5 protein-coding genes and 1 pseudogene are annotated in these 8,092 nt (G+C 69.5%); 3 read left to right on the top strand and 3 right to left on the bottom strand.

Going from position 1 to position 8,092, the window contains the following annotated elements:
* Positions 1-156 precede the first annotated feature (156 nt).
* Positions 157-1,029, bottom strand: a complete 873-nt coding sequence (locus EES42_RS44210; protein ID WP_124723817.1) for an ATP/GTP-binding protein — start codon at positions 1,027-1,029, stop codon at positions 157-159.
* Between the two features lie 439 nt (positions 1,030-1,468).
* Here EES42_RS44210 and EES42_RS44205 point away from each other — a divergent pair, with 439 nt between their 5' ends.
* From EES42_RS44205 to EES42_RS44195, 3 genes are all read left to right on the top strand, one after another.
* A complete protein-coding gene (locus EES42_RS44205) occupies positions 1,469-3,070 on the top strand; it encodes an ISL3 family transposase (RefSeq protein WP_206434006.1) in 1,602 nt (533 codons plus the stop codon).
* 57 nt (positions 3,071-3,127) lie between these two features.
* A complete protein-coding gene (locus tag EES42_RS44200; protein ID WP_124723816.1) occupies positions 3,128-3,559 on the top strand; it encodes a DUF4259 domain-containing protein in 432 nt (143 codons plus the stop codon).
* A 286-nt stretch (positions 3,560-3,845) separates the two neighbouring features.
* On the top strand, positions 3,846-6,188 hold the full coding sequence (locus EES42_RS44195) for a bifunctional serine/threonine protein kinase/MFS transporter (RefSeq protein WP_124723815.1): 2,343 nt from the start codon (positions 3,846-3,848) through the stop codon (positions 6,186-6,188).
* A gap of 38 nt (positions 6,189-6,226) precedes the next feature.
* On the opposite strand, the pseudogene EES42_RS44190 reads toward EES42_RS44195, so the two are convergent.
* A pseudogene (locus EES42_RS44190) lies at positions 6,227-6,463 on the bottom strand (IS110 family transposase); the annotation flags it as partial.
* Positions 6,464-6,495: 32 nt separating this feature from the next.
* Positions 6,496-7,593, bottom strand: a complete 1,098-nt coding sequence (locus EES42_RS44185) for an integrase core domain-containing protein (protein WP_124723814.1) — start codon at positions 7,591-7,593, stop codon at positions 6,496-6,498.
* Positions 7,594-8,092: the final 499 nt, after the last annotated feature.

Below are 8,092 nucleotides of genomic sequence, written 5' to 3'. Positions count from 1 at the left end.
GAGGGCCTGCGCCAAGGGCACGGCGGACGGTCACACCGGCCATCGTACGGGCGGGCGATAGCAGAAGGCGTCTTGGCCCTGACCTGCGGTGGTCGGGCCTGTGGTCAGCCTGCGTCGGCCCGTGGTCGGGCCTGTGGTCGGGGCGGTACGGGCCGCCTAGTTGAGGACCTGGACCTCGCCCACCGCAGCGGTGAACGCGGTCTGTCGGGTCTCGGTGAACTCGCCGCCGTCGCCGAGGGCGGGGGCGGTCCACGTGACGGTCCAGGTCGCGGTTGCGGTGCCCTTGTAGCGGCCGTCCGGCTGGTCTGCGGCGCTCCGCTCGTAGCGGTGGCCGCAGTCCGGGGACAAAGCCTTTCCGCGGTCGGCGCTGTACGGGGTGCCGGGGCCGTTGCAGGTGACGATGGTGCCGTCACCCATGTCCCACCGGATCGCGGCCACCTTCGCGGTGGCGGTGACCGTGACGCCGCCCGCCGTCGCCGTCGCGGACGCCGGGCCGTACGACGACGTCGAGCGGGTCACCCACATCCACATCGGCATCCCGACCACGTACTTCCCGGCCGCGCGGGGGCTGGCCACCTTCGGGCCCACCAACTTCATGGAGTCGACCGCGCGGCGCGCCACCACTTCGGGGTCGATCGCCGGTGCGGCGGGGCCTGCCATGCCATTGGGTACGAACACCACGCCGACCCGGCCCGTGTCCGCGCAGTTCACTTGGTAGACCGAGCCGTCCTTGGGCGTTTTGCCGTCCCACGCCAGGTTCTCCGGCGGGGGCGGCGGGTCGAGTTTGGTGTATTCGCAGTGGGGCTTCGAGCCGCTGCCAGAGGTGCCAGCGGATGTCGCCTTCGCACCGTGGCCACCGCCCGAGGGGGGTGTGCTGACGGTTTCCTCGGCGCACACCTTGACGAACATCGTCGCCCCTTTGCAGCCGGGGGTACCGACTCCGGAGCCGCCGCCGTCCGCGTGTGCGGCAGGCGCGAGCACGAGAGCACCGGCCAGGGCCGCCGTTGTCGCCGCGGCCCGCTTCAGCATGTCGGGCTGGCTCTGTACGCGACAGGGAGCAGCGTTTTGACAGCAGTTTCGGCAGCGTTGTGACCGTCGGGGCGCATCGAATGTTCACGACGGCGGGCAGCAGTACGGGGCACGTCATGGGGGCAGCGGAGTTCGAGGTGCCCTGCTGCTCGTACAGGGACAAGACAAAAGCGCTGGCTATGAGGGTAGGCCGCCGGTAGTGGCCGCGCCGTCGCCGTGTGACCGTCCTCGGACCGAGCTGCTGCCCATCGTCGTGAACATCGATCCCGCCGCGCTGCGAGCGCCTTCCGCAGCCGTGAACAATCGCTGCCGAGAGTCGGGTTCTGGCACAGCTTCCGTGCAGTGGCCACGGTGAGTGACGGCTGAGCGTCTTCGGACGGCATACGAAGTCGCCCGAAAATGGATGGTGGTCAGTGCCGCTAGGCTGACAGTCCGGGCCGTGGAAGACGTTGTACTCCGGCTGAAGACGCTGTTGTTCCCGGCGATCGCGGACATCGCGGTGCTGTCGGTGGACGTAGATGTCGAGAAGGTGCGCCTCGACGCGCAGTGCACTACGGCCGGCGCCGCCTGCTCGGGATGCGGAGTCTGCTCGACCCGAGTTCACAGCTCCTACCTGCGGTTTCTCGCTGACGTCCCGAGCGGCGGACGAAGCGTCGTACTCCAGCTGCGGGTCCGGCGGTTCCGGTGCGGGAACACCAAGTGCCCACGTCGGACGTTCGTGGAGCAGATATCCGGCCTCACCCGCAGGCATGGCCAGCGCACCGAGCGGCTGCGTTCCACTCTGACCGCAGTCGGTCTCGCCCTGGCTGGTCGAGCCGGCGCCCGCCTGGCTGCCGTGCTCGGCATGTCCATCAGCCGGAGTACGGTCCTGCGCCTGGTCAAGGCGCTGCCCGAGCCGGAGGTGCCGACGCCGCGGGTGGTCGGCGTCGACGAATACGCCACCCGCAAGGGCCGCCACTACGGCACTGTCCTGGTGGACGTCGAAACCCGCCGGCCGATTGATCTCCTGCCTGATCGAGAAGCATCGAGCCTGGCCGCCTGGCTCGCCTGGCGGCCAGGGATCGAGGTCGTCTGCCGGGACCGAGCGCCGTTCTTCGCGGAAGGCGCCACTGCCGGGGCACCCCAGGCGACGCAGGTCGCCGACCGCTGGCACTTGTGGCACAACCTCGGGGAAGCCGCTGAGCGGGCGGTCGCCCGCCACCGCCAGTGCCTTCGCGTTCTGGTCCCCGATCGTGAGGCGAAGGCCGAACCACCGGCGCCGCCCGAGGAGAAGGCGGGCTCGCCATGGCGGAGCGAGCGGTTCGCCAATCGCGTCCGAGCCAGGCACGCCACGGTCCATGCGCTGCTGGAAGCCGGCCACAGCCGCCGTTCCATCGGGCGTCAGCTCCGGATGACCCACCGCACCGTCAAGAGCCTCGCCGACGCTGCGAAGCCTGAAGACCTCTTTCGCGGTCAGTGGCAGCACAACAGGACCTCCGTCCTCGACGAGTACAAGCCCTACCTGGACGAACGTTGGGACGAGGGCTGCACCAACGCCTGGAAGCTCTGGGAGGAGATCGTTCCCTTGGGCTATCGAGGCAGCTACGGCCGGGTCAGCGCCTACCTGCGAGAGAAGCGCACCTCGCCACGGCCGGTGACCGCGCAACCGCCGGCACCCCGCGTGGTGACGAGATGGATCCTCAGCCGACCCGAGACGCTGACCGAGATCGAACAGCTCCGGCTCAAGGCCGTCCTGGCCAACTGTCCCGAACTCGATGCCCTGACCCGTCACGTCCGGTCCTTCGCCCACATGCTCACCGAGCGCCAGGGGGAACGACTCCCGCAGTGGCTCGACGCTGTCCGCCAGGACGACCTGCCCAGCCTCCACACTCTCGCGGCAGGAATCGACCGAGACCGCGACGCGGTCATCGCCGGCCTGACGCTGCCCTGGAACTCCGGAGTCGTCGAAGGCCACGTCAATCGGATCAAGATGCTCAAGCGCCAGATGTTCGGCCGCGCAGGCTTCGACCTCCTGCGTAAACGGGTCCTGCTCGCCCCGTAGTCATGTTGTCAGTCCCTGATGCGAGGATCCGGGCGACCTTACGCAAGGGAGATCAGCATGGGCACCTGGGATACCGGTCCCTTTGACAACGACACAGCAGCGGACTTCGCCAACGCTCTCGACGACGCCGAGCCCGAGGCGCGCGAAGCCCTGATCCGAGGCGTCCTCATCCGGACGATCGACGCCACCGGCTATCTCACGGAAGCAGAAGAGGCGGTGGCCGCCGCTGCACTCATCGCGGCGCAATGTCCGGGAGGCGAACCCGTCGACATGTCCTACGGTCCGGAAACACCTATGCCCGTGTTCCCTTCCGACCTTCGGGCACTCGCCGACGAAGCCCTCGCCCGCATCACCAGCGACGAGGACGGGCTGGCCTCAAACGGGGTTGACCCAGAGGACTGGAAGCAGTGGCGAGCCATACTCACCAGCCTTCGCGCAGTGCTTGCCCCGCCACCCGCTTCCATCGCTCTCTTCTACGTCCAGCCATAACGGAGCGTCACTCGGCACGGAAGCTGTGCCAGAACCGAGAGTCGTGGACATAGCCAGAAGCCCTTCGCCGGGCAGCCGCACTCCGGGCCACGGGTTTTCCCCAGTATGGAGGGGAAGAGGGCCATACCGTCGATTGACCTGTTTCCCGGATGGTCTGGCAGGCATCTGCGAAGGACACGTGATGGGTCACCGTGAAGGTGCACGGAGGGGATGGGCACGGAGGGGACGGGCACGCATCTCCTCCGTTTCCCCACCCGCGCCGACGGCCACGGGCTAGATTCCTGGAGTGAACCCGCTCACCGTCGAAGACCCCACGCGCATAGGCCCCTACCGCCTCATCGCCCGCCTGGGCGCCGGCGGCATGGGCCTGGTCTACCTCGGACGCTCGGAGGTCGGCCGTACGGTCGCGGTCAAGGTCGTACAGGCCGAGTACGCCGCGCAGGCCGAGTTCCGCAAGCGCTTCGCCCGTGAGGTGGCGGCGGCCCGGCGGGTGGGCGGGAGCTGGACGGCGGACGTCCTCGACGCCGACACCGAGGCCGAGGTGCCCTGGGTGGCCACCCAGTACGTGCCCGGACCGGACCTGACGACGGTCGTCGCCCAGGACTACGGCCCGCTGCCCGAGCACTCGGTCCGCGTCCTCGCCAACCGCCTCGCCCTCGCGCTGCGGGCCGTGCACGGGGCGGGGCTGATCCACCGCGACCTCAAGCCGTCCAATGTCCTGGTGACCGTGGACGGGCCGCGGGTCATCGACTTCGGCATCGCCCGCGCGATGGGCAGCCTGACCGGCGACAGCCTGCACACCCGCACCGGCATGCTGATCGGCTCCCCCGGCTTCATGTCCCCCGAGCAGGTCCGGGGGCGTGAGCTCACCCCCGCCAGCGACGTCTTCTGCCTCGGCGCCGTCCTCGTGTACGCCGCCACCGGACGGCTCCTCTTCGGCGCCACCGACACCGGGCTGAACGCCCATCTCTTCCAGGTCGCCGAGGACGAGCCCGACCTGACCGGCGTACCGGAGTCCCTCGTCGGCCTCGTACGTGCCTGCCTGGACAAGGACCCGGCCAAGCGGCCGACCCCGGAGCAGATCTCCACCCGCACCGGCGGGGACGACGGCGACGACAGCGGCGTTTGGCTGCCCGGCGAGGTGCTGGCGGAACTCGGCCGCCGCACCGCCCAGTTGCTGGACTACGTGCCCGCGGCGCGGGCCGAGCCACCCGCGTACACCCCGACGGCCCCTGCCACCCCCGCCAAGGCACCCGCGTACACCCCGACGGCCCCCGCGCACGAGGCCACCGCCCCGGCGCCCCGCCGCGGGCGGGGCCTGGCGGTGATCGCTCTGGCGCAGCTGGCGGTGCTGTTCGCAACGACGATCGGTGGCTTGTCCCACTTCTACGGCGAGTACTCCAAGTACTCGCCGGTGACGTACGCCTTCGCGGTCGCGTTCGTCGGGCTGTTGCTGCCCGGCGGACATGTCGCGAACCTCGTGGGGCGCAGACGGGCGCTGGCCATCGGCCTGGCGGGCTTCGCGGCGGCCGGCGTGCTGTGCGCCCTGTCCGACGTCTTCCCCGACCCCGGCCGCTCCCAGATGCCGGTGATGATTCTGGGCCGCGTCCTGCAGGGCGGCTTCGGCGCACTCGTGACAGCGACGGCGCTGGCCATGGTGGTCACCGGCTTCACCGAACCGAAGGAACGGATCAGAGCCTTCGGCATCTACGCCTCGGTCAGTGTCTGCGGTCCGGCGCTGGGGCTGCTCGCGACCGGACTCCTGCCCCCGGGCCCGATGCTGGCCATCGGCGTGCTCCTCGCCCTGATCGCCCTGGCCTGCGTCCGCGTACTGCCGAACGACCGCCCGGACCGCACCGGTGCCCGCTTCGACCTGCCCGGTGCGCTGCTCGGCTCCCTCGGGCCGGCCGCCCTCACCTACGGTCTCACCCGGGCCCCGCTTGACGGCTGGGGCACCCTCCCGGTGGCCGCCCCGATGCTCGGCGGCCTCGCCCTGGTCATGACCTTCCTGTGGTGGCAGGGCAGAACACCGACGCCGCTCCTCCCGCCGCACGTCCTCCAGGACCGCAGCCGCCGCGGCGGCTTCCTGACCATGTTCTTCGTCGGCACCGGCATCCTCTCTCTGATGCCACCCCTGGCCGACATCATGGGCGATGAGTTGGGCTACTCCCCGGACCTGTATGTCCTGCCGATGCTGCCCATGCTCGCCGCGATCGTCATCGGCGCCACGCAGATCTCCCCCCGCCTGTTGCGGCGCGACGTGCCGCCTCGCCGTATCGCCATGGCGGGCTTGATGATCACGCCGCTCGGGCTGGCCCTGGGCATCATCGCCATCGGGGCCGACGCCTCGTACGCGGTGCTGCTGCCCGGCGTGCTCATCGCGGGCCTGGGCATCGGCCTGGTCTTCACACCGCTCTTCGCCACCGCGACCGCCGACGTCGTCCCCCAGCACTCCGGCACGGCGGCGGGCGCCCTCATCGCGGGCCAGTTCGTGGGACAGGGGATCGGCACGGCGGTGTACGACACCCTCAACGGCCCTCCCTGGTGGGCCGTCATCTGCCTGCTCCTCGCGGGCCTGATCACCGGCCGGACGATGACGACCAAGGCACCTGCCTCTCCCCAGGGCTAGGTGTATTGCCCTGTGAGACACCTCAGGGTTCTAACTCGTCAAGCGGCGGCAGGGGGTTCGATGGGGAAGGCGGTTTGTTCGCCGAACAGCTTGCGGTGCTGGAGACAGTGGTAGAGCTGGCCGAGCATGCGGTTGAAGAGGTTTCTCTGGGCGGCAGCGTGCCAGTCTCCGTGGTCGTCGCGGCGCCTTCGGTAGTGGGCTTTGGCGCCAGGTGAGGCGGTGATGGCGGAGAAGGCCCAGAGGTAGCCGGCGTGGTTGAGCCGGTCGTTCTTCACCCTGCTGCTGCCGAAAACCTCATCCGTCCAGTTCAGGCGGCATGTTGGTACTCGTGGAGGATGCCGCCGAGCCGTTCGCGTTTTCGTATGTCGAGGCGGGTGATCTGCTCCGGATCGGTGATCGGCACCGGCAGCGGGTGCAGCGGACGGGCGTTGGCGATGCCCTGATGCGGCCGGTGGGAGTTGTAGAACTCTTCGAACTCCCGTAGTGCGTGGAGCAGGTGCCGCTGGTTCCAGATCAAGGTGCGGTCCAGCAGCTCACGCCGGCAGGTCTGCACCCACCTTTCCGTGATCGAGTTCATGCGCGGCATCCGTACGCCGCTGAGCACGACCTCGATCCCCGCGTCCTTGAGGACGGTGTCGAACAGGGCGGGAAACTTCCCGTCGCGGTCACGGATCAGGAACCTTGCCCGGCATTCGGCGTCTTCGAGGTCCATGACGAGGTTCTTCGCGGCTTGCGTCACCCACGCGGCGGTCGGGTGCGCGGTGGCGCCCAGGATCCTGATCCGCCGGCTGGCGTGCTCGATCACCGCGAACACATACAGCCGCGCCCCGGACAGCGTGACCGTCTCCAGGAAGTCGCACGCCAACAGGGCGTCGGCCTGCGAGCGCAGGAAGTCCGACCACGTGCTGGAGGCCCGTTCGGGCGCCGGATCAAGCCCGGCCTCCTTGAGGATTTCCCAGACGGTGGAGGCGGCCACCTTGATACCGAGAACGAGAAGTTCACCGTGGATGCGGCGATACCCCCAGCTGGGATTCTCTTGGGCGAGCCGCAGGACCAGGGCGCGGATGGAGCGCAGGATCCGCGGCCGTCCCGAGCGCTTCGGCCGGGACCGGGCCGCATGGCGGCGTGCGACCAGATCGCGGTGCCAGCGCAGCACCGTGTCCGGACGCACCAGCAGCCGCACCCTGCGCAGCACCTCGACCGGCATCCGATGCAGCAACGCCGCCAAGAACGCGCGATCGCTCGGGGTGAACCGCACCCTCTCGCCACCGAGTTGGCGCTCCAGCACCGTGATCTGATGGCGCAAGGCGAGGATCTCCGCGTTCTTGTCCCGATCGCTCATCGGCAGCAGACGCAGCATCGCGAACGCGTTCGTCACGGTCAGGTAAGCCAATCGCAGCAGCACGATCGGCAATCATGCCGGGGCGGTCACCAGTCGCGCGAGAGGACCAATTCGAGCCCCCGGGCCCGAGACCCCGCGCACCCGCACACCAAGCTCCCACCAGGGCGGATGAGGTTTTCGGCAAGGGCAGGGCCGGCTTTGATCCCTGCTCATGCACAAGGCGTCCGCGTCCCCGGAGTGGCGTCTTCGTGATGCGATCACTCCCGCCCCGCACAAGGATCAAAGTACGGGTGGCCCGGCCGCGTCCCTGTCTGCGCGCGGGGCCGGGCGCCTTCCTGGCGCACCGGTCCGCCTCCCGTCCCACTACCCGCCAGGGGGGTTCTGGAGGTACGGATGCCGCGGCCCTTGTGGACCGGAGCCATTTCCTTTGGCCTGGTCAGCGGTCTCCCGTGCTCGTTTACCGTACGCGCGCAGCCTCTTCGTGTTGTGCGGGACGGAGGAGATCGATGCGGCGGATCGTTGTTGAGGATTTCCGGGTGCAGCGGCTGCTGCGGGCGGGCGG

This window comes from Streptomyces sp. ADI95-17 (assembly GCF_003846175.1).
GTDB classification, from domain to species: Bacteria; Actinomycetota; Actinomycetes; order Streptomycetales; family Streptomycetaceae; genus Streptomyces; species Streptomyces sanglieri.
Note: the sequence above shows the minus strand (reverse complement) of the source record. Positions and strands in the feature narration are given on the sequence as shown.

Bases quoted from the DNA above. Each gene is read 5' to 3' on its own strand.
- EES42_RS44210 (WP_124723817.1), bottom strand. From the start codon at position 1,029: ATGCTGAAGCGGGCCGCGGCGACAACGGCGGCCCTGGCCGGTGCTCTC.
- EES42_RS44200 (WP_124723816.1), top strand. From the start codon at position 3,128: ATGGGCACCTGGGATACCGGTCCCTTTGACAACGACACAGCAGCGGAC.